Origin of the sequence: Salegentibacter maritimus (assembly GCF_016236975.1) — a bacterium.
In the GTDB taxonomy this organism is placed as follows: domain Bacteria; phylum Bacteroidota; class Bacteroidia; order Flavobacteriales; family Flavobacteriaceae; genus Salegentibacter; species Salegentibacter maritimus.
In genome coordinates this window covers 228,510-250,223 of record NZ_JAEHNY010000001.1, presented here as the reverse complement: position 1 = coordinate 250,223, position 21,714 = coordinate 228,510, and the positions used below count along the sequence as shown (strand labels likewise).

Sequence of the window (21,714 nt, the reverse complement as noted above, 5' to 3'; positions counted from 1 at the left end):
CTTTATATTTGGTTTGTGTAATGAGTTGTGGTGCATGTAAAAGAAATGTATAAGTAACTTACAAAACAAATGGACTTAATAATAAGAAAAGAAAATCCGGAAGACTTTAAAGCGGTCTTTAAACTTATAGAAAAAGCATTTGAGAATGAGCGAATGAGTGACCACAAGGAACAGTTTTTAGTAGAACGTTTAAGGAAATCAAATGCGTTTGTTCCCCCGCTTTCAATGGTAGCTGAAACTGAAAAAAAAATTGTTGGACATATTTTACTAACCAAATTAAAAATAAAAAATGAGCACAATGAATTCGAATCTTTAGCGCTTGCTCCTATTTCTGTGCTCCCGGAATATCAAAGGAATGGAATTGGAGGAATGCTTATAAAAGAAGCCCATGAGAAAGCAAAGGAATTGGGTTTTCAATCTGTAGTATTGGTTGGACACGAAAAATATTATCCGAAGTTCGGATATAAACAAGCTGATTTATTTGGAATTAAATTGCCATTTGAGGTGCCGAAAGAGAATTGTATGGCAATTGAACTCCCTGAAAATGGATTGGAAAATGTAAGCGGAATGGTTAAATATCCGAAAGAATTTTATGAGTAGAAATATTATATCGCCGCTATGTCCTTATGCATCAAAACATCGGAAATTTAAATATTTAATTAAAACCGAGGCTTTCTCTATTCAATTCGATCGGCTTAATTTCTAGTTTATAAAATAACAACAGCTGTAGAAATTCTTACTAAATTTCAGGTTAATATAAAGACAGCGTAAAGTTCTTAAGAGGTGGTTGGAAGTTTAAACTATTATTAAAGGGAATATTGAAAAGAATATAAACATCTTGCTGGCTGAATAAAAACACAATGAACTTTCTAAAAAATATATTCAATTCAATGAAAAAACAATCTGCTAAAAGTGCTTTAATTAATTCAACTGAACATGAAATAAATAGATTGCTGTGCGGAATTGGACAATCAAAAATCACAGAAAAGGAAATAGAGATTTCCGAGTATCCTTTCGAACCCTCAATTGCTTATCCTAATAAGCTTATTAAAGCCAATGAGATCGATTTTATAGGTGCAGATTTCGGAGTTTGTAAAATATACCTTGCTAACGACATAGTTTTCATTTCTGCAGAAAAGAAAGCAGAATTAAAAGCTTTTGCAGATAGCAATAACATAAACTTAATCGAATATAGCTGGAATTGGGATTGGATTTTAGAGCCTTATTTAGATACCGAGTTTACAAAAGAAAATGAGAAACTGGCTTTGGAAAGGCTTAGGGAAAACGGAATTGATCAAGAAGAAGTTAAACAGATAAGAGCTGAAGTTGGAAAACAGATGTTTAAATATAATTTTGAGACTATGTTGTGGGATTGGTGTAGTTTAAACTTAGTAGATGTTCTTTCGGCAATGAGGGTTAAATATGACAAGGATGAATTTAGGGAATTTTACAAAAGAGCAATAGAAATTGACAAGCGAAATTAAAACTCGTTTCGCAATGATACTAAGCGTAATTATTTTGAAATGTGAATATGCTTCGGTTACGCTCTAAGTATAAATTAGAATTTAATGATAATTATTATGCCGATATTTAACCAGAAAATAGTAAATTTCAACACCTAACTTGCCAATTACCCTACTCGTTGAGCAAAAAAATATCGAGATTTGAAATTTTTACTACAGTGCTCTCTAGTTATGTTATTGGGTTTAACTCTTATTAATTGTAACCGGGCAAAAGCAGATAGGGCTTTTGAAGAAAGATCGGTTTCAAAATTTTCAGAAGAACAACAGGATTCTTTAATTGATAAATATCTTAAAAATGGTGCCTGGCAAGAAGATCCTTATTCGCAAGAATGGCAAAAGGAGATTAATAAAGGTTTAGAAGTCGATTCTACCATTGCCTATTTCTGGCAACAAAAAGCAATGCCTCTATTTAAGCAAGGCAAATATGAAATAGGAATGCCATTTATAGATAAGGCTGTGAAGTATAATCCTGAAAGGTGGCAAAATTATCGCGCGTTTATAAAATGTATTTTTTCAAAGCAATACAAAGACGCAATTGCCGATTTTAAAGATTACCGGGAAAAATATGGTTATGGCTTTGTAATGGACCATTCTTATAATTTCTACATTGGGCTGAGCTACTTACAACTGAATGAATTTGAAAAGGCTGAGAAGATTTTTGAGAAAGATTATCAACGAACATTAAATGATGATGGGGAAGGATGGTTGCATCATTTAGATTTATTTTATTACGGAATCAGCAAGTACGAACTCAAAAAGTACAAGGAAGCATTAGAACTTTTTGATCAGGCTTTGGAGATTTACCAACAATTTTCAGATGTTCAATATTATAAGGCTAAAATTCTGTATAAATTAGGAAGACCACAAGAAGCTAATAAAATTTATAGGGAAGCAAAAATAAATGCTGATAAAGGATTTACAATAAATGAAGATAATGTTGTCTATGAGCGATACCCCTATCAGGTTCGGTGGCCATAAAGTTTTTTATGCTGCTGTATTAGCCTAAATTTCTAGAAATATTAGAACGAATAATCTAAATTAGGCAACTAGTTAAATCTAGTGTGTGGGCTGTACATGGTAAATTTCCCAGGCACTATGAGCGCTTGCCAACAGCTTTATTAAAACATTTGTATGAGAAAAATAATATTTAGCTTTATTGTAATAATTGGCTCATTAAATCAAACTTTTGGACAGCGTCTTCAAGAGGGACAAATACAATGGGATTCTGAAAAGAGACTAAGTATTGAGGATTTTAAAATAAAAATGGACGATAAGAATAATGATGCTGTGTTCAGTCAGTTTATGATTTCACACGAAATTGGCGGATTCGACTTTATGAGGCGTAATTTGAATCAAACAATAGAAAATATATTTATAGGAAACGCAAGCTGGATAGACACTACAAAAATTGCGAACATTAAAAAGCAAATTGATTTTCAACAAATGCAATTTGACCTTGCCGAAATTCACGCTAGGAAATTTAGAAAAAGGGTTTTGGAGAATAAAAATAAAATTATAAAAGGTTTCGATATTATAAATCAAATCAATAATAATATCATGACTGAGTTTTCAGAATATCGCTTGCTGTTGGTAAAAGAAACAGAAGCGGGTAGAAATATAAAAAAAATTGAAGAGTGGAAAGAGAGAATATCGACCGAACTAAATGATTTGGACGAGTTTCGATATGAGAATAAAAGGAAAATTAAGCTAAAAAAGTAAAAAGATTTGCTGGCCACGTATTTGATGGGTATTGATGAAAAATTTAATTTTAGAAATCAGGAAAGAAAATGATTATTTTTTCAGGTTTACATCTTTGTTCATGAAATTTATAAAAAACTAAAGCTTTAATCAAAAGTATAATAGAATCGTGATCCTTCTAATGCAGAAGTAGGTTTTTATATAGGCATACAATAATAAACCAATGGGTAAATTAACATTAAAGTCAGATACAAGGGTGATTGAAATATTTGCGAATTACCCCGATTTTGTTCGGGATAAAATGCAACGTCTGCGGGAATTGGTAATTCAGACAGCAGAAGAAACCGAGGCTGTAACCGTTTTGGAAGAAACCTTGAAATGGGGCGAACCCAGTTTTGTAACTAAAAGCGGAAGTACATTGCGAATGGACTGGAAGGAAAAGACGCCAGATCAATATGCTATGTATTTTCAATGTACAAGTAGATTGGTCGATACTTTTAGGTTGGTTTTTAATCACAAATTTCGATATGAAGGAAACCGGGCTATTGTATTTCATTTAAACGAAAAAGTCCCGGAAGTAGAGCTTAAACAGTGTATTAAAGCATCGTTGATTTATCATACGGTAAAGGAAGAGCTTACGTTGGGAATGTAATACAGCGTTCAAAAGCCGATAATTGTGGATTATATGTAAAAAGGAAAAAGGCCTATACAGAGGCACTCTTTTTATTGATTTTAGTTCTAAAGTTAGTAGTCTTTTATTTGTGCCAAATTCATAATACTTATTTCAATTTTAAACGAATTGTGTCTACTAATGTTACACTCACCAAAATAACAGGTTAGCTAAAACTATTTTTGTTTCTTTGTGAAATACTAAGCAGTATTTTTATGAAGAAATCACAGATAACCCGATTAACTATTCTAAACAAGGCCTTCGATTTAATCTATTCAAATGGCTACCGCGCGTCTAGTATTGATGAAATTATTGGAACTACAAAAGTGACGAAAGGCGCATTTTATTACCATTTTAAAAATAAAGAGGAAATGGGAATAGCTATTATTGATGAAATATTAAAGCCGAGACTATCCAATAAGTTTGTAGAACTACTTGAAAATAAAAATAGTCCTGCTGAGTCTATATATTCCTTAATAAGATATCTTTTGATGGAAGACGATCTTCTAAAGGTAGAGCTTGGGTGCCCCGCTTCAAACCTTATTCAGGAAATGACACCCTGGAATAATTCTTTTTCTATTGCCCTAAACAATCTTGTAAATCAATGGTTGCATTTATTGATTGCTACGCTAGAAAAGGGGCAAAAAAATGAGACTATAAATAAGGGGGTAGATGCAAACTCGGTAGCTAATTTTATACTTTCCGGCTATTGGGGTGCAAGAAACCTGGGTAAATTAGAGAAATCAGATAAACCGTACAAGGCTTATTTAAAGGAACTTAAGATGTATCTAAAAGCACTGGAATAATTTTTTTGCTCAAAAAACATACTAATTGGTATGTTTTTGTAGATTTGTACACAAAATTATAATCTATAAAGTAATGAACACTATGTATAAAGATTTGGGTGTATTGCGTGACAAAGAAATCTCAAGTTTTAAATATTCGCTTATAACTTCTAAACTGGGGGAGAACAAGAACAAGTTTTTTAAATGGCTTGGAATAAGATCTTATGGTAAGATTGATTTTAAGGATATCAATATACCAGATTCAAAAATAGCCGCTATGGCAATCGAAGAAGCAAACGATACTTATAAACCTTCCTTGTTAAAACATTGTTACCGAACATATTTCTTTAGTTTGGGTTTGGCCTTTTCGCAAAACTTGAAGATTGATGAAGAGTTTTTGTTTACAACATCTATTTTGCATGATATAGGCCTAACAGATAAACATAATCATGTATGCAGTAAACAATGCTTTGCAGTTTATGGTGGGGATATAGTTAAAGACTTTGCCATGAAGAATGGAGTTGATGAATTAAGGGCAGGTAGTATGCAAGCTGCAATTAATATGCACTTAAATCCATATGTTGATAAAGAAAAGTATGGTAACGAAGCTTATCTGCTGTCTAAAGGTGCAGCAATGGATGTTATTGGAGCCCATTCTTTTCAACTTTCTTTAAATTTTATTAATGATGTTCATAAGAAATTTCCAAGAACTAATTTTAAAGAAGATATTCTGGAGACTATGACATCGCTATCCCATAAAGAAAATACAAGAGCAGATATTCTATTTAAAATGGGTTTTCAGAAGCTTGCCTCCAATAATAAACTCGATACAATTTAATACTTGAAATTAAAAAGAAGCGATATCTAATCTGATTGTTGCAATTTTAAAACCGCCTATTTAAGCATTTTGAATAAAGGCGGTTTTTATTGGCACGGTCAAAAGGTGTAATACCCCGAGTCTTGACCCCAGGAAGTTTACTTTTAGCTGGTACTATCTTTAGGTTTATTAAATCACTACAGGCAAGAATAGTGAGTTTTTTACGCGGGCATATTTCAATATTGAATGCCCGAAAAAACTATTCCTAATCTATTTTTGCGAAATCTATCTTGTCGCCAACTTCAATATTCCAGTCGTCTGCCAGGCCTGCGTTTATTTCCAGTATAAATTGAGCCGGTTTTTCAGAAGGTAAAGAAGTTTCGTCCAGGGGTTGCGCATTCTTTTGGAAGCTCACCGCAGTACTGTCGGAAGCAAAATAAATAATATCCAACGCGATATACGTGTTTTTCATATAAAATGCCCTTGGAGCTTCATCGTCATAAATAAAGAACATACCCTGGTCATCTTCCATACTCTCACGATACATTAAACCTGTTTGGCGTTCGTAAGAATTATCGGCAATCTCTATATCAATTTTCTGAATGGTATCGCCGTTAGCTTTAAGTAAAGTAGCTTCTCCTTCTTTGGTGAACGTGATTTCTTCAGTTTCTATAGGTGCTTCTGTAGTATTGTCGTCTTTACAGGAAAACAATAGGGAAGCCGCTAAAACAGCCGAAAAAATAATAGATTTACGTATCATACAGTTCTTGGTTTGGTAGGGCGGTACATAAAGTATAGTCCTGCTATTATAAAAGGAATGCTAAGCCATTGCCCGGTATTTAATAACCAGGTAGTGCGTTCTTCTACCTGGGCTTCCTTTACAAATTCAATAAAGAATCTTATTGTCCAGAGCAGAACCAGGAATAGGCCAAAAAGATAACCTACTTTATGGCGTTTTTCAGTTTTCCAATATAAAAACCATAATAAGATAAAGAGAAGTAAATATGAAAATGACTCATATAATTGGGCCGGGTGTCTTGGAAAAGTTTCTCCCAAATTTGCGAATATCACCCCATAATCTGAATTGGTTGGCTTTCCTATAATTTCAGAATTCATAAAATTTCCTATTCTTACAAAAATAGCACCGCTGGCTACAGGAAGCACAATGCGGTCTAATACCCAAAGCACAGGCTTATCTAAAACCCTTTTACGATAAAGGTACATGGCAATAATAATACCTATTGCCGCCCCATGGCTGGCCAAACCTCTAAATCCGGTAAACTCAAACTCCGGTTCAAAACGTACCGGAAGGAATATTTCTAATAAATGATTTTGAAAATAATCCCAATCATAAAAAATAACATGGCCTAACCGGGCACCAATTAGCGTTGCCAAAACAGTGTAGATAAAAAGTGAATCCAGCTTTTCTATAGCTACTTTTTCTCTCACAAAGATGCTCTTCATGATATACCAGCCCAGGCCAAAGGCTATTAAAAACATTAAACTGTAGTAGTGTAGGGTGAAAAATCCTAAATCTAAACCTTCAGAAGGGCTCCAGGTAATTGCGTTAAAAAGCATATAAAAATAAATTAGAAGGGTAAAGATACATATTTGCAAATAGTTGCCCTATATTTTAGATTCTGTTTTTTTAGGAACCGGGTCGTAGCCTTTCCCTCCCCAGGGATTACAGCTAAAAATTCGTTTTAAGCTTAGCCAGCCGCCCTTAAAAACACCAAAACGCTGCAGGGCAATTAGGCTATATTGTGAGCAGGTGGGGGAATAGCGACAAGTGGCCGGGGTAAGCGGACTAATAAAATTTTGGTAAAACTTCACCAACAGGATAAATGGGTATGCAAGCCATTTCTTAAGCATTGTTTTCCTGTTTTAAATGATTTTAATTTTGATGGCAATCTGGAAATTCAATATAAATTCCCTAATATTCCTCCATATTTCTGCCACTTTTGCGTATCGTATTATACTTATGTGATGCTAAAGGTAGTCCCTTCTTTCCCATCTTTAAGCTGAATTCCCATTTGCTGCAACTGATCTCTTATCTGGTCGCTTAAAGCAAAATTTTTATTGTCCCTGGCTTCGGCGCGTAGCTTTATAAGCAAGTCTACGGTAGCATTAAGTTTATCTGAAGTATCATTATTTTCTGAAACTTTATCCAAAAGCCCTAATACATCAAACATGAAAGCCGACATGGTTTTTTGTAACTCTTTTTTGTCCTCAGCAGTGATTGTAGCTGCCTCTTCCTTAATATTATTAATCATCTTAACCGCATCAAAAAGTTTAGCGATTAGGATAGGACTATTAAAATCGTCGTTCATGGCATCGTAGCAAGACTGTTTCCAGCTCTTGAGATCTAAGCTAGATTTTTCTGAAACCTGAAGCTCATCAATGGCATGGTAAGCGTCCATCAATCGGTTAAAGCCTTTTTCGCTTGCTCTCAATGCCTCATCTGAAAAATCTAAAATACTCCTATAATGAGCCTGAAGCATAAAAAAACGAGTGACATTAGGTGAAAATGCTTTGTCTAAAACATCGTTATTTCCCGAAAAGATTTCCTCAGGAAGAATGTTATTTCCTGTACTTTTAGCCATTTTTTTACCATTTAAGGTAAGCATATTGGCGTGTAGCCAGTAATTTACAGGATTTTTCCCGGTGGCCGCTTCTCCCTGGGCAATTTCACATTCGTGATGAGGGAATTTTAAGTCCATACCACCACCGTGAATATCAAATTCTTCACCCAAATATTTTGTGCTCATTACGGTACACTCTAAGTGCCAGCCGGGAAACCCATCACTCCAGGGCGAAGGCCAGCGCATAATGTGCTGCGGTTCTGCTTTTTTCCAAAGGGCAAAATCCTGCGGATTTTTCTTATCGCTTTGTGCAGCCAGTTCGCGGGTGTTGGCGATCATATTCTCAATATCCCTTCCGCTTAGCTTACCATAATGATTGGTTTCATTAAATTTCTTTACATCAAAATAAACCGAGCCGTTTACCTCATAAGCAAAGCCTTTTTCAATAATGGTTTTAACAATCTCAATTTGCTCTACAATATGCCCGGTAGCAGTAGGCTCTATGCTTGGAGGTAGATTGTTAAATTTTTGTAGGATATTATGAAAATCTACGGTGTAGCGCTGCACCACTTCCATAGGTTCTATTTGCTCTAAACGTGCTTTTTTTGCAATTCTATCTTCACCGCTATCCGCATCATTCTCCAGGTGGCCGGCATCTGTAATATTTCTTACATACCTAACCTTATATCCCAAATGTTTTAAATACCTAAATACTAGATCAAAAGAGATAAAAGTTCGGCAGTTACCTAAATGAACATTGCTGTAAACAGTAGGGCCGCAAACATACATCCCAACATTTCCTTCGTTTAGCGGTTTAAAAATCTCTTTTTTTCCGCTCATAGAATTATACATCTTTAAGCTTTGTTCCTGGTAAAGCGCCATAGATACTTAGTTGTTGATTAGTAAGAAATAGTAAATTTTTAAAAAGTAGTGTCTAGTTTTATATAGTCAAGAAATTCCCTTTTTACAGATTGTTCCTTGAAAGCACCTCCAAATTCACTGGTTACGGTACTACTGTCTATATCTCTAATACCACGACTGTTTACACACAAGTGTTTAGCATCTACTACGCATGCAACATCTGGAGTGCCCAGTGCCTTTTGTAATTCCTGAACTATTTGCATCGTCATTCGCTCCTGTACCTGTGGTCTTTTTGCGAAATAATCTACAATACGGTTCATTTTAGAAAGGCCAATTACACGCCCTTTAGAAATATAGGCCACGTGTGCTTTTCCAACTATAGGAAGTAAGTGGTGTTCGCAGGTAGAATACACAGTGATATTCTTTTCTACCAACATTTCACCATATTTATATTTGTTTTCAAAAGTTGATGCTACGGGTTTTTTCTCCGGATTTAAGCCGGCAAAAATTTCATTGACGAACATTTTCGCAACACGTTGTGGAGTTCCCTTTAGGCTATCGTCTGTAAGGTCCAGGCCTAAGGTTTCCATAATTCTTTTTACATCTTTATTGATAAGTGCTACTTTTTCAATATCGCTTAATTCAAAAGCGTCTTCACGAATAGGGTTTTCAGCACTGCTTCCTGCATGGGCGTCTCCCTGCTCATCAATGTCATTCAAAATTTTGTCTATTTTCATACCGTTTTTACAATAATAGTCGTAAACAGATTGTTTGGCTTGCAAAGATACGTATTTAATAGGTTTTTATGTAACCTTAAAGCCCGGGGATTAAAGAGATATTTGTTATTTTGTTATTTCTATTCTCTATAATGAAACGAAATTCACGTCTTTTTTTATGGTTTTTCCTTGTTTGCGCAAGTATGGCAAAGGCTTTAGCCCAGGGTGAAGTATGTAGTGAGATTCAACCTTTTTGCGCCGGGGACGAACTGGTGTTTCAAAATACCAATGTAAATAATAGCAGTGTAAGCGATGCTGAAGTTGGGCCATATTATGGTGAATTACTCGCACAACCTTACCCCAGTTGGTACTTTTTCCAAATAGGCCGGGCCGGTAATTTAGATTTTGTAATCTCTCAATCTGAAAATTCCGATGGAAGCGGAATTGCACTCGATGTAGATTATGCTGTTTGGGGACCCTTTAAGCAAGGTGATGCCATTTGTGATTATGAGATGCTTAGTGAGGAAAATTTGGTAAGTAGTTCTTATTCCAATAAGGCTGTTGAAACTTTATCATTAGAAGATGCTGAAGTTGGAGAAATCTACGTGATAATTATTACAAATTTTAGGGGAAATCCCGGGTATATTAAATTGGAACAGGAAAATCTAAATGATACCGGAGCCGGCGCAACAGATTGTTTTACAAACGGCCTTGAGGATGAAGTTTTTGCCTGCCAGGGCGAAACCATAATTCTTGATGGTACTATACTGTTTGCCGAAAGTTACAAATGGTTTAAAAAAGTTGAAGGTAAATTTGAAGTTTTAGAGGGAGAAAATGAAGCATATTTAGAGGTAGATGAGGAAGGGGAGTATAAATTAATTGCTACCGATAACTTAGCAAATATTACCGAAGATTTTGTGACGGTAGAATTTAAGCCAGAACCTATTGCAAATACTCCAACAGATTTATTTATATGTGACCCTAAACAAACTACCATAGATCTTACATTGACTTCAAAAGAAATATTGGCCGGGAATACTTCTGAGGAAAATTACAGTGTGAACTTTTATACCTCTTTAGCGGAGCTTGAAGCTGAAAATCCTATTGAAAATACCAAAGCATTTCCGTCGGATGCCAACACTAAATTTTTTGCTCAGGTAGAGGGAGTAGAAAGTGGCTGCCGTTCAGAAGTTGTTTCATTTAATGCAGAGATAGAACTTTTGCCTGAAGATTACCTTCCGGAAGAAACTATAGTTTGCATAGATGTTAATGGCGCTATTACCGGGCAAACAAAAATAGGGAAAGATTTAGGAGGTAATTATACCTATCAATGGTTTGAAGAAGGTAATTTGCTTAGTACTAATGCGGTGCTCGAGCTAACTGAAGTTCCGGAAGCAAAATCTATAGAGCTTATTGTTACAAATTCTAAATCGGGTTGCAAAGCAAGCTTTCAAACCGCTACTACTGTTTATTCCAGGCCCGAAAATGTTTTGGTTGAAATTAAAGGAACCGATTTTACAGGAGGTTATGCCGTTTCTGCAGAAGTTACACCCGGCCCCGGTGAAGAAACCTTATATGAATACCGTTTAGATGAAGGAGCCTGGCGGGAAAACCCGGTTTTTAGAAATTTAACTCCCGGTTATCATCAAATTAGCGCTCGCGAGGTCAATGGCTGCGGGATTACAACTTCTCAAAATTTTTTCCTGGTAGGCTATCCCAGGTTTTTTACCCCCAATGCCGATGGCTATAACGATACCTGGAATATTCCTAAAACCGGGCAAATAACAATCTTAAAACTTTATATTTTTGATCGTTATGGAAAACTAATCAAAGAATTGGTTCCCGGTGGCCAGGGATGGGACGGCACTTTAAACGCCAGGCCTTTGCCGGCAGACGATTATTGGTTTAAGGTAGAGTTTAAAATGCAGGATGGTACCCGTGATACATTTGGAGCGAATTTTACTTTGAAAAGATAAAAGACTGTTTGAAAGCAATATTTCGTCAAGTTGAACTTGTTTCAGCTTCTAACGAGATAAAATTACTAAGTCCATAAATCCTGAAACAAGTTCAGGATGAAGATTTTAGAAAACTTTAAAACAGTCTTTTTAAACAATAATTTATTAAAAAATCAAATTAAGCAGCGGGAAGATCGCCTTCTCCTTTTCTCGGTAAAATAGATTTTCCCATTAAATACTTATCTACGTGATAAGCCGCTTCACGACCTTCAGAAATTGCCCAAACAATTAAAGATTGTCCGCGGCGCATATCTCCGGCAGTAAAAATATTCGGTACGTTGGTTTGGTATCCTTTATCACCTTTAATATTTGTTCTGCTATCCAGTTCAAGGCCTAGCTGCTCGCTTAATGTTTTCTCGGGGCCGGTAAAACCTAAAGCTAAAAGAACCAGTTCGCAAGGCCACTCTTTTTCAGAACCTTCCACTTCTTTAAGTTGTGGCCTGCCATTTTCACCTTTTACCCATTCTATATTAACCGTTTTTAAAGCTTTTAAATTACCATCTTTATCTCTAATAAATTCTTTGGTGTTAATGCTCCAATTACGCTCTACACCTTCTTCGTGAGAGGAAGTGGTTTTTAGGGTGAAAGGCCAATATGGCCATGGGTTTTCTTTGTCTCTATGCTCTCCCGGCATTGGCATAATTTCAAAATTGGTAACCGATTTTGCTCCGTGACGATTAGAAGTTCCAACACAGTCAGAACCGGTGTCACCACCACCAATTACAATTACATGTTTCCCTTCAGCCGAATATTCTGCTGTTAGATCTTTTATACCATCTACAACTTCGTTGTTATTTTTTAGGAAATCCATAGCCTGCATAATACCCGTGCCTTCGGCTCCTTCAATAGGAAGATTTCTACGTTTGGTAGCACCCCCGCAAAGTACAACGGCGTCAAATTCCTTAAGCTTTTCAGTTTCATAATTTTCACCAACATTTACACCGGTTTCAAATTTAATTCCTTCCTCTTTTAAAACATTAATCCTACGGTCAATTACATGTTTTTCCATTTTAAAATCGGGAATTCCGTAACGTAATAATCCGCCAACTTTATTGTCGCGTTCAAAAACTGTTACTTCGTGACCGGCGCGATTAAGTTGTTGTGCTGCAGCAAGTCCCGCGGGTCCAGACCCTACAACTACTACCGTTTTTCCGGTTCTGGATTTTGGAGGCTGTGGGGTGATCCATCCTTCTTTAAAACCACGTTCTACAATATATTTTTCAATAAGCTCTATTGCAACCGGCGGATCTGTAATCCCTAAAACGCAGGCCGATTCGCACGGTGCCGGGCATAACCTTCCTGTAAATTCAGGGAAGTTATTGGTTGCGTGTAAAATAGTGAGTGCTTTTTTCCAGTCGTTTTTATAAACGGCATGATTAAAATCTGGAATTAAATTCCCTACCGGGCAGCCACTATGGCAAAAAGGAATTCCGCAATCCATACATCGCGCACCTTGCTCGCTAAGTTCGTCCGTCGATAATTCTTTAGTAAATTCTTTATAATCTTTAACTCGTTTTTCAACAGCTACTGTCTCTTCCTCTTTACGGTCGTATTCCATAAAACCTCTTATCTTGCCCATAATTATGCTGTTTTAAGTTCTTTTTGTTCTTTTTTCATTTTATCTTCTTCCATTTTCTGTAAAGCCCTTTTGAATTCTGTAGGCATTACTTTTATGAATTTCCCTGAATTCTCCTTCCAGTTGTTAAGAATTTCTTTGGCTACATCACTTTCGGTATAGCGATAATGATTTTCAATTAATTCTTTCAGCTCTTCTTTGTTTTCTTCTGAAGGATCTTCTAAACCAATCATTTCCATATTGAAATTATGATTATCCAGGCTGTTATCTGCGTTATAGATGTAGGCAATTCCTCCGCTCATTCCGGCAGCAAAATTTCTTCCAATTGTTCCAAGAATTACGGCAATTCCACCGGTCATATACTCACAACCGTGGTCACCAATACCTTCAACCACTGCTTTGGCACCAGAGTTTCGAACGCAAAAACGCTCACCTCCAATTCCGTTGATATAGGCCTCGCCATCGGTGGCACCATATAATGCAACATTTCCAATAATTACATTCTCGTTAGATTTAAAGGACGCTTCTTTAGGTTTTCGAACACTTAAAGTAGCTCCGGAAAGACCTTTTCCTAAGTAATCATTAGTGTTTCCGTTAATGTTCATGGTAAGTCCTTTGGTGGCAAAAGCCCCAAAACTTTGTCCGCCAGAACCTGTAAAATTTAAAGTAAGGGTGCCTTTAGGTAAACCTTTTTCTCCGTGAATTTTGGAAATTTCATTACTTAATATGGCCCCGGTAGTACGGTTTATGTTACTAATTGGGAAATCCAGGCTCATTTTTTCTTTTCTATAGATGGCGGGATGCGCTTGTTTTAAAATCTCAAAATCTAAAACATTGCTAAGATTATGATCCTGGGTTTCGGTATTATAAAGCGGCATATCCTCATCTACGTTTGGTTTGTATAGAATGTTGGAAAGATCCAGTCCCTGAGCTTTATAATGTTCTATAGCACGATCCATATCTAATTTTTGGCTTTGTCCAACCATTTCGTTGATACTTCTAAAGCCAAGATCTGCCATTATTTGTCTTAATTCCTGTGCGATGAAATACATAAAGTTAATCACATCTTCAGGGGTACCTTTAAATTTCTTACGAAGTTCAGGGTCTTGTGTAGCAATTCCCACGGGGCAGGTATTTAAATGGCAGGCTCGCATCATAATACAGCCTGAAGCTACCAGCGGTGCAGTAGAAAATCCAAATTCTTCTGCTCCCAGTAAAGCTGCAATTGCTACATCCCTACCGGTTTTTAACTGTCCGTCGCACTCTACCACAATTCTATTTCTAAGGTTATTGATGAGTAGGGTTTGTTGTGCTTCGGCAATTCCCAATTCCCATGGTAAACCTGCGTGACGAAGTGAGGTTAGGGGGGAGGCCCCTGTACCACCATCGTATCCGGAAATTAAAACCACATCGGCCTTGGCTTTTGCTACCCCGGCAGCAATAGTTCCCACGCCCACTTTAGAAACCAATTTTACATTAATCCTGGCATCGCGGTTAGCATTTTTAAGGTCGAATATTAATTGCGCCAAATCTTCAATAGAGTAAATATCGTGGTGTGGTGGTGGCGAAATTAGTCCTACATAAGGAGTCGAATTTCTGGTTTTGGCAATATCAGGATTTACTTTTGGCCCCGGCAGTTGTCCACCTTCCCCGGGTTTTGCACCCTGGGCCATTTTAATTTGAATTTCCTGTGCATTGCTTAAGTAATTAATGGAAACCCCAAATCTTCCTGAAGCTACCTGTTTAATGGCAGAGTTTCTCCAGTTTCCGTCCAAATCTTTATGAAAACGTTGTGGGTCTTCACCACCCTCGCCCGAGTTGCTTTTTCCCTGCATACGGTTCATGGCAATAGCAAGGTTTTCGTGGGCTTCCTTACTTATAGAACCAAAAGACATAGCGCCCGTTTTAAAGCGTTTTACTATTTCTGTCCAGGGTTCCACTTCATCAATAGGAATAGGGTTTAAATCGCGAAATTTAAACATTCCGCGAAGCGTCATTAAACGCTCGCTTTGGTCGTTTATAAACTTAGAATATTCCTGGTAAGCCTTAGTGCTGTTTTGTCTTACGGCTTGTTGCAGCTTAGCAACACTTGCCGGATTAAACATGTGCCTTTCACCTGTTCTTCTCCAACGATAATCCCCTCCAATTTCTAAATCAAGATTAGTGTCTGTTTTGGGAGTGCTAAATGCGTTTTCAACTCGTTTTTGAACTTCCTTTTCTATTTCATACAACCCAATACCTTCAATACGGGTAGGAGTGTTGGTAAAGTATTTGTCTACAAATTTTTGGTTTAACCCTAAGATTTCAAAGATTTGAGCCCCACGGTAGGAGTGAAGGGTAGAGATACCAATCTTGTTCATAATCTTTATAATCCCTTTCCCAATAGCTACATTAAAATTCTGTACGGCAACTTCGGGATCATTAACTTCAATTTCTTTTTCTTCAACCAGGTTGTAAATAATTTCGTTAACCATATAAGGGTTAATCGCACTGGCACCATAACCAAATAACAATGCAAAATGATGCGGCTCCCTGGGTTCGGCCGATTCTATTACAATCCCGAAAGAAGATCTACGATTGTATTTCTTCACGCGATGGTGCACAAACGAGCAGGCTAAAAGCGATGGAATTGGGGCTAATTTTGGGTCGGCATTTCGATCTGTTAGGATAATAATATTGCAACCATCGTCTACCGCATCGTTTATTTCAAGAATAATTTCATCTAACCTTGCTTCAAGTCCGTTAAGGCCTTTTTCAGCTTCATATAAAATTGAAATAGAAGCCGTTTTAAAATCGGGATGTTCTATGTATTTTATCTTATCTAAATCTTCGTTGGAAATAACGGGATTTTGGATTCTTAGTTTTTTGGACTGTTCGGGAATGATATCGAATAAATTGCGATCTTCACCAATAGAAAGGCTAATGTCGGTAACTATTTCCTCCCTAATACCATCTAACGGAGGATTGGTTACCTGGGCAAATAATTGTTTGAAATAGTTGAATAATAATTGCGATTTATCTGAAAGTACCGCTAGCGGAATATCTGCACCCATAGAGCCAATGGCCTCTTTTCCCTGCGTCGCCATAGGGGTGATTATGGTTTTGATATCTTCCTGGGTATATCCGAATAGTTTTTGACGACTATGGATATCAATTTTTTCAACAGGGGTTTTGTTCCCGGTGTAGGGAACTTCAGAAAGGTTTAGAAGGTTTTCATCAAGCCATTTGCGGTAAGGTCTTTCTGAAATTATTTTCTGTTTTACTTCCTCGTCTTCCACAATTCTACCCTCGTTCATGTCTACCAAAAACATTCTTCCGGGCTCTAACCTTCCGTGGCGTTCTACATTTTCCGGTTGAATTTCCAGCACTCCGGTTTCTGAAGACATAATTACATAGCCATCTTTGGTTAGGGTGTAGCGAGATGGTCTTAGGCCATTTCTATCTAAAAGTGCCCCTATATAATTTCCATCGGTAAAAGGAATAGAAGCGGGCCCGTCCCAGGGTTCCATAATGCAGGAGTTGTATTCGTAAAATGCTTTTTTCTCATCTTGCATAGAAGGATTTTTCTCCCAGGCTTCGGGAACCATCATCATAATGGCTTCGGGAAGCGAACGTCCCGTTTGCAATAACAATTCCAGCACAGTGTCCATAGAAGCAGAATCTGATTTTCCTTCAGAAACAATAGGTATAATTTCTTTTAGATCTTCACCAAACTTCTCACTTTCAAAAAGCTCTTCGCGGGCTTTCATTCTACTAAGGTTTCCGCGTAGCGTATTTATTTCACCATTATGGCACATATAGCGGAAAGGTTGTGCCAGATCCCAGGTTGGGAAAGTGTTGGTGGAAAAGCGTTGGTGCACCAGGGCTAACTTGGTTACTACCTCGGGCTCGTTTAGATCGCGGTAATAAACATTAATATCCTGCGGCATCAACAAACCTTTATAGATAATGGTGTTTGTTGATAAACTTGGCAAATAAAAATATTCTGATTCAGAGAGTCCTGAATTTTCTATTCTGTGTTCTGCAATTTTTCTGGCGGCAAATAATTTAGCATTAAAACTCTCGGCAGAAACATCTTCTCCTTTTCCTATAAATATTTGCTGAACATTAGGCTCAGACAAGGACGCAATACTTCCCAGGCAGGATCTATTTACAGGTACTTCACGCCAACCAATAAGATTAAGTCCCTGGCTTAGTATCTCCTCTTCAAATATTTCGCGACAAATTTTACGCTGATTTTTGGACTGCGGGAGAAAAACCATTCCTACCGCGTATTCTTTAAAGTCTGGAAGTTTAAATTCACAGGTTTTTTTGAAATAATCGTGGGGTATTTCTATTAATATACCGGCACCATCACCTGTCTTCCCATCAGCACTCACTGCACCTCTGTGTTCCAGCCGAATAAGAATGTCTAAAGCTTTATGAATTATATCGTTTGTTCTTTTTCCTTTTAGATTACAGATAAATCCTGCACCACAATTATCATGCTCAAATTCGGGTGAATAGAGCCCCTGTTTTTTTAATTTCATATTCTTTTCGTCCTTAGATTATCGTCTCAAAATTACCTAATTAGGTAAAAAAAATGAAGCTTTTTGGGCTTAAAGTGTGAAGAAATTCAGTAAAATCAAATAATTTGGTTATAAATGATAAATCTACAATTAGATCCCTTTCATATTAAAAATATAATAAATGGCAGTATTAAAACTTAAGCACAAAAAAAGCCCGATTTAAAAAACCGGGCTTTTGAATGTGGATTTTTATAAGAAATTTAGTCTCTTAAAATGCCTCTGGAAATTACAATTTTTTGAATTTCTGAGGTTCCCTCATAAATTTGGGTAATCTTCGCATCACGCATTAAACGCTCTACGTGGTATTCTTTAACATAACCGTTGCCACCGTGAACCTGTACGGCTTCGGTAGTAACATCCATGGCGGTTTTTGAAGCGTATACTTTAGCCATAGCGCCAGAAAGATCGTAGTTTGCCCCCTGGTCTTTTTCCCAGGCAGCCTTCATTACCAGGTGTCTGGATGCTTCAATAGAAGTGTACATATCGGCCAGTTTAAAAGCAATGGCCTGGTGATTGCAGATCTCAGTGCCAAAGGCTTTGCGTTGTTTAGAATAGTCTAAAGCTAGCTCGTATGCACCAGAAGCTATTCCTAAAGCCTGGGCTGCAATACCAATTCTTCCGCCAGAGAGTGTTTTCATAGCGAATTTAAATCCGAAACCATCTTCGCCAATTCTGTTTTCTTTAGGGACTTTCACATCATTAAAGTTTAATGAATGTGTATCGCTTCCGCGAATTCCCATTTTTTGTTCCTTAGGGCCAATTTCAAAGCCTTCAACTCCTTTTTCTACAATAAATGCATTGATACCTTTATGTTTTTTCTCACGATCGGTTTGTGCAATTACAATATAGTAGTCGGCAGAATTTCCGTTGGTAATCCAGTTTTTTGTTCCGTTTAATAGGTAATGGTCGCCTTTGTCTATTGCTGTAGTTCGTTGTGATGTGGCATCACTACCGGCTTCGGGTTCCGAAAGACAAAATGCACCAAGTTTTTCTCCCGTGGTAAGTTTGGAAAGATATTTTTCCTTTTGTTCCTGACTTCCGTAAGTGTCAATGCCCCAGCAAACTAAAGAATTGTTTACCGACATCACTACCGATGCAGAGGCGTCTATCTTTGAAATTTCTTCCATAGCAAGAATATAGGAAATGGTATCCATACCGCCGCCGCCAAATTCAGGAGAAGCCATCATGCCAAGAAAACCAAGTTCTCCCATTTTTTTTATTTGCTCTGAAGGGAATTCCTGCTTCTCGTCTCTTTCAATCACACCGGGCAATAATTCGTTTCTGGCAAAATCACGCGCCGCATCACGAATCATTATATGTTCTTCTGTAAGTTTGAAATCCATATTATTATTTTAATTTAGGAAAATCTAATTTTGGTCATCAAAGATAAAGTTTTGATGTGTAATTTTCAATTTAGTTTAATAAATTTTACGAATATGAAAAAAGCAAATTACAAGGTTATTGGTGTTATGTCAGGAACATCCCTAGATGGCATCGATTTGGTGTATGTTAATTTTGATTATAAAAACTCCTGGAGTTATAAGATTTTAGAAGCTGAAACTATTCCATACCCGTTAAATTGGCAGGAAACCTTAGCGGAAGCTATCGATTTCTCAAAAGAGCGCTTAGAGAGGCTAAATAAAAAATATACCAGTTATTTAGCTGAAATTATTTCACGTTTTATTGAGGCGCATCAAATAAAAGACGTCGATATAATTTGTAGTCATGGCCATACTATTAAACATGAGCCAGAAAATAATTATACCTTACAAATAGGGAATTTACCCGAAATCGCTTATCTCACGGGACAAACTGTAATTTGCGATTTTAGAGTTCGGGATGTAGAACTTGGAGGGCAGGGAGCACCCCTTGTGCCTATTGGAGATCAATTGCTTTTTTCAGATTATAAGTATTGTGTGAATTTAGGCGGATTTGCGAATATTTCTACCGAAATAGGAGACAAACGAGTAGCTTACGATATTTGTGCCGTAAACACTGTGTTGAATTTCTATTCCCAAAAATTAGGTAAAGAGTTTGATGAAGGTGGGAAATTGGCCGCTTCCGGTAATTTAAATAAAGACTTGCTTCAGAAACTAAATGCCCTCTCATTTTATGAAGAGAAGCCTCCCAAGTCTTTGGGAATAGAATGGGTTAAATCTACCGTTTTTCCAATTTTGGAGAAATATAATGAGAATGTACCTGATATTCTTCACACTTATACCCTGCATATAGCCCAACAAATTGCAAAGACTTTAGATAATCAGCCTGATTCTAAGGTTTTAATGACCGGGGGAGGAACCTTTAATAATTTTCTTTTACGTCTATTGAAAGAGGAGTCTAAGTGTCATTTTACAATCCCTTCGCAAGAAATTATTGATTATAAAGAAGCTTTGATTTTTGGACTGCTCGGGGTTTTAAAACTTCGTGGCCAGGTAAATGTATTAAAATCGGTTACAGGTGCTAAAAAAGATCATTCTTCCGGAGTGATATATGAAATTTAATTTTTTTGATGAAAATTTAAAAATATATCACTTAGTTTATATATTTGTGAAAAATTAGAGCGTAAATGAAGGAATTATTAAAGCTATACGAAAATAAAGAGCCGGAAATAGTATTTAATTGGAAAGATTCTGAGACAGAAGCTGAAGGTTGGGCGGTAATTAATTCTTTACGTGGTGGTGCAGCAGGTGGCGGAACAAGAATGCGTTTAGGGCTGGACCAAAATGAAGTGCTTTCGCTAGCCAAAACAATGGAGGTTAAATTTACCGTTTCAGGTCCTCCAATAGGAGGGGCTAAATCTGGTATAAATTTCGATCCTAAAGATCCGCGTAAAAAAGGTGTTCTGGAACGCTGGTATAAAGCAGTCTCCCCTTTGTTGAAGAGTTATTACGGTACGGGAGGCGATTTAAATGTAGATGAAATTAATGAAGTAATTCCTATTACCGAAGATTGCGGAGTATGGCATCCACAAGAAGGTGTTTTTAACGGGCACTTTAAACCTAGTGAGGCCGATAAAATTAATAGAATTGGCCAGTTGCGCCAGGGGGTAATTAAAGTGTTGGAAAACAATCACTTTTCCCCTGATGTAAGTCGTAAGTACACCGTTGCTGATATGATCACCGGATATGGAGTAGCAGAATCTGTAAAACATTATTATGAAATTTATGGGGGAGATTTGACGCAGAAAAGGGCTGTAGTTCAAGGCTTTGGAAATGTTGGGTCTGCCGCAGCCTATTATCTTGCTCAAATGGGCGTTAAAATAGTAGGGGTAATAGATCGTGTTGGCGGTTTAATCAATGAAAACGGATTTACTTTTGAAGAGATTAAGGAGCTCTTCCTTAATAAAGAAGGGAATACCCTTAAACACGACAAGCTAATTCCTTTTGAAGAAATAAATGAAAAAATTTGGCAACTAGATGCCGAAATCTTCGCGCCCTGTGCGGCTTCTCGCTTAATCACTCAAGAACAAATTAACAGTTTGATAGAGAGAAAACTGGAGGTGGTTACCAGTGGTGCTAATGTGCCTTTTGCCGATAAGGAAATTTTCTTTGGCTCTATTATGGAATCTACTGATGAAAAAGTTAGCCTTATTCCAGATTTTATTGCAAACTGCGGGATGGCGAGAGTTTTTGCTTATTTTATGGAAAGAAGAGTACAAATGACCGATGAGTCTATTTTTAATGACACTTCTATGACCATTAAAAATGCTATTCAAAATACTTACGATAATAATAGTGGAAAAACCAATATCAGCAAAACAGCTTTTGAAGTAGCGCTGAAGCAATTGGTATAAATTTTTGATTAATCTTGTAATTTTAGTTGATTGAGATTATTTCTGAAAATCCCGCTTTCGAGCGGGATTTTTTTATGCGTAAACTTTAATGAATTTCGTTTCTGGAAAAA

The 21,714-nt window shown here is 36.9% G+C and carries 18 protein-coding genes; 10 read left to right on the top strand and 8 right to left on the bottom strand.

The window, feature by feature from the left end:
* Positions 1-69 precede the first annotated feature (69 nt).
* The 7 genes from I6U50_RS01190 to I6U50_RS01160 all read left to right on the top strand — a co-directional run bounded on the left by I6U50_RS01190 (position 70) and on the right by I6U50_RS01160 (position 5,514).
* Positions 70-600 (top strand): GNAT family N-acetyltransferase, encoded by a 531-nt coding sequence (locus I6U50_RS01190; RefSeq protein ID WP_198637567.1) that lies wholly within the window; start codon positions 70-72, stop codon positions 598-600.
* A gap of 290 nt (positions 601-890) precedes the next feature.
* Positions 891-1,484: a hypothetical protein gene (locus I6U50_RS01185; RefSeq protein WP_198637566.1), complete on the top strand. Its 594-nt coding sequence runs from the start codon at positions 891-893 to the stop codon at positions 1,482-1,484.
* Between the two features lie 180 nt (positions 1,485-1,664).
* On the top strand, positions 1,665-2,501 hold the full coding sequence (locus I6U50_RS01180; RefSeq protein WP_232805846.1) for a tetratricopeptide repeat protein: 837 nt from the start codon (positions 1,665-1,667) through the stop codon (positions 2,499-2,501).
* Positions 2,502-2,654: 153 nt separating this feature from the next.
* Positions 2,655-3,242, top strand: a complete 588-nt coding sequence (locus I6U50_RS01175; protein WP_198637565.1) for a hypothetical protein — start codon at positions 2,655-2,657, stop codon at positions 3,240-3,242.
* Between the two features lie 202 nt (positions 3,243-3,444).
* On the top strand, positions 3,445-3,873 hold the full coding sequence (locus I6U50_RS01170) for a DUF1801 domain-containing protein (RefSeq protein ID WP_198637564.1): 429 nt from the start codon (positions 3,445-3,447) through the stop codon (positions 3,871-3,873).
* 233 nt (positions 3,874-4,106) lie between these two features.
* A complete protein-coding gene (locus I6U50_RS01165; RefSeq protein WP_198637563.1) occupies positions 4,107-4,697 on the top strand; it encodes a TetR/AcrR family transcriptional regulator in 591 nt (196 codons plus the stop codon).
* A gap of 73 nt (positions 4,698-4,770) precedes the next feature.
* Positions 4,771-5,514, top strand: a complete 744-nt coding sequence (locus tag I6U50_RS01160) for an HD domain-containing protein (RefSeq protein ID WP_198637562.1) — start codon at positions 4,771-4,773, stop codon at positions 5,512-5,514.
* Between the two features lie 244 nt (positions 5,515-5,758).
* Here I6U50_RS01160 and I6U50_RS01155 read toward each other — a convergent pair whose 3' ends face one another.
* From I6U50_RS01155 to folE, 5 genes are all read right to left on the bottom strand, one after another.
* Complete coding sequence (locus I6U50_RS01155; protein ID WP_198637561.1) at positions 5,759-6,253, bottom strand: DUF192 domain-containing protein; 495 nt, start codon at positions 6,251-6,253, stop codon at positions 5,759-5,761.
* Positions 6,250-7,071 carry a prolipoprotein diacylglyceryl transferase gene (gene lgt, locus I6U50_RS01150; RefSeq protein ID WP_193710394.1) on the bottom strand — a complete coding sequence of 274 codons (822 nt, stop codon included), beginning with the start codon at positions 7,069-7,071 and terminating at the stop codon, positions 6,250-6,252. The genes I6U50_RS01155 and lgt overlap by 4 nt, the downstream gene beginning before the upstream one ends.
* Positions 7,072-7,119: 48 nt before the next feature.
* Positions 7,120-7,365: a membrane protein insertion efficiency factor YidD gene (gene yidD, locus I6U50_RS01145; RefSeq protein WP_193710395.1), complete on the bottom strand. Its 246-nt coding sequence runs from the start codon at positions 7,363-7,365 to the stop codon at positions 7,120-7,122.
* Between the two features lie 107 nt (positions 7,366-7,472).
* Positions 7,473-8,957: a cysteine--tRNA ligase gene (cysS, locus tag I6U50_RS01140; RefSeq protein ID WP_198637560.1), complete on the bottom strand. Its 1,485-nt coding sequence runs from the start codon at positions 8,955-8,957 to the stop codon at positions 7,473-7,475.
* A 38-nt stretch (positions 8,958-8,995) separates the two neighbouring features.
* Positions 8,996-9,673 carry a GTP cyclohydrolase I FolE gene (gene folE / locus I6U50_RS01135; RefSeq protein ID WP_193710397.1) on the bottom strand — a complete coding sequence of 226 codons (678 nt, stop codon included), beginning with the start codon at positions 9,671-9,673 and terminating at the stop codon, positions 8,996-8,998.
* A 182-nt stretch (positions 9,674-9,855) separates the two neighbouring features.
* On the opposite strand from folE, the gene I6U50_RS01130 reads away from it, so the two are divergent.
* Entirely contained in the window at positions 9,856-11,628 is a 1,773-nt protein-coding gene (locus tag I6U50_RS01130; protein WP_198637559.1) for a T9SS type B sorting domain-containing protein, read from the top strand.
* 157 nt (positions 11,629-11,785) lie between these two features.
* Here I6U50_RS01130 and I6U50_RS01125 read toward each other — a convergent pair whose 3' ends face one another.
* The 3 genes from I6U50_RS01125 to I6U50_RS01115 form a co-directional block, all read right to left on the bottom strand.
* Complete coding sequence (locus tag I6U50_RS01125) at positions 11,786-13,246, bottom strand: glutamate synthase subunit beta (protein WP_198637558.1); 1,461 nt, start codon at positions 13,244-13,246, stop codon at positions 11,786-11,788.
* Between the two features lie 2 nt (positions 13,247-13,248).
* Complete coding sequence (gene gltB / locus I6U50_RS01120) at positions 13,249-17,772, bottom strand: glutamate synthase large subunit (RefSeq protein WP_198637557.1); 4,524 nt, start codon at positions 17,770-17,772, stop codon at positions 13,249-13,251.
* A gap of 239 nt (positions 17,773-18,011) precedes the next feature.
* Positions 18,012-19,154 carry an acyl-CoA dehydrogenase gene (locus I6U50_RS01115; RefSeq protein ID WP_198637556.1) on the bottom strand — a complete coding sequence of 381 codons (1,143 nt, stop codon included), beginning with the start codon at positions 19,152-19,154 and terminating at the stop codon, positions 18,012-18,014.
* A gap of 93 nt (positions 19,155-19,247) precedes the next feature.
* On the opposite strand from I6U50_RS01115, the gene I6U50_RS01110 reads away from it, so the two are divergent.
* Together I6U50_RS01110 and I6U50_RS01105 are read left to right on the top strand one after the other, a co-directional pair.
* On the top strand, positions 19,248-20,312 hold the full coding sequence (locus I6U50_RS01110; protein WP_198637555.1) for an anhydro-N-acetylmuramic acid kinase: 1,065 nt from the start codon (positions 19,248-19,250) through the stop codon (positions 20,310-20,312).
* 65 nt (positions 20,313-20,377) lie between these two features.
* A complete protein-coding gene (locus I6U50_RS01105) occupies positions 20,378-21,604 on the top strand; it encodes a Glu/Leu/Phe/Val dehydrogenase (RefSeq protein WP_198637554.1) in 1,227 nt (408 codons plus the stop codon).
* Positions 21,605-21,714: the final 110 nt, after the last annotated feature.

Excerpts from the sequence above, each read along its gene's own strand:
- I6U50_RS01185 (WP_198637566.1), top strand. The coding sequence starts at position 891 with ATGAAAAAACAATCTGCTAAAAGTGCTTTAATTAATTCAACTGAACAT.
- I6U50_RS01190 (WP_198637567.1), top strand. The coding sequence starts at position 70 with ATGGACTTAATAATAAGAAAAGAAAATCCGGAAGACTTTAAAGCGGTC.
- I6U50_RS01105 (WP_198637554.1), top strand. The coding sequence starts at position 20,378 with ATGAAGGAATTATTAAAGCTATACGAAAATAAAGAGCCGGAAATAGTA.
- I6U50_RS01170 (WP_198637564.1), top strand. The coding sequence starts at position 3,445 with ATGGGTAAATTAACATTAAAGTCAGATACAAGGGTGATTGAAATATTT.
- I6U50_RS01175 (WP_198637565.1), top strand. The coding sequence starts at position 2,655 with ATGAGAAAAATAATATTTAGCTTTATTGTAATAATTGGCTCATTAAAT.
- I6U50_RS01160 (WP_198637562.1), top strand. The coding sequence starts at position 4,771 with ATGAACACTATGTATAAAGATTTGGGTGTATTGCGTGACAAAGAAATC.
- folE (WP_193710397.1), bottom strand. The coding sequence starts at position 9,673 with ATGAAAATAGACAAAATTTTGAATGACATTGATGAGCAGGGAGACGCC.
- I6U50_RS01125 (WP_198637558.1), bottom strand. The coding sequence starts at position 13,246 with ATGGGCAAGATAAGAGGTTTTATGGAATACGACCGTAAAGAGGAAGAG.
- cysS (WP_198637560.1), bottom strand. The coding sequence starts at position 8,957 with ATGGCGCTTTACCAGGAACAAAGCTTAAAGATGTATAATTCTATGAGC.
- gltB (WP_198637557.1), bottom strand. The coding sequence starts at position 17,772 with ATGAAATTAAAAAAACAGGGGCTCTATTCACCCGAATTTGAGCATGAT.
- I6U50_RS01165 (WP_198637563.1), top strand. The coding sequence starts at position 4,107 with ATGAAGAAATCACAGATAACCCGATTAACTATTCTAAACAAGGCCTTC.
- I6U50_RS01155 (WP_198637561.1), bottom strand. The coding sequence starts at position 6,253 with ATGATACGTAAATCTATTATTTTTTCGGCTGTTTTAGCGGCTTCCCTA.
- I6U50_RS01130 (WP_198637559.1), top strand. The coding sequence starts at position 9,856 with ATGGCAAAGGCTTTAGCCCAGGGTGAAGTATGTAGTGAGATTCAACCT.
- I6U50_RS01115 (WP_198637556.1), bottom strand. The coding sequence starts at position 19,154 with ATGGATTTCAAACTTACAGAAGAACATATAATGATTCGTGATGCGGCG.
- yidD (WP_193710395.1), bottom strand. The coding sequence starts at position 7,365 with ATGCTTAAGAAATGGCTTGCATACCCATTTATCCTGTTGGTGAAGTTT.
- I6U50_RS01110 (WP_198637555.1), top strand. The coding sequence starts at position 19,248 with ATGAAAAAAGCAAATTACAAGGTTATTGGTGTTATGTCAGGAACATCC.
- lgt (WP_193710394.1), bottom strand. The coding sequence starts at position 7,071 with ATGCTTTTTAACGCAATTACCTGGAGCCCTTCTGAAGGTTTAGATTTA.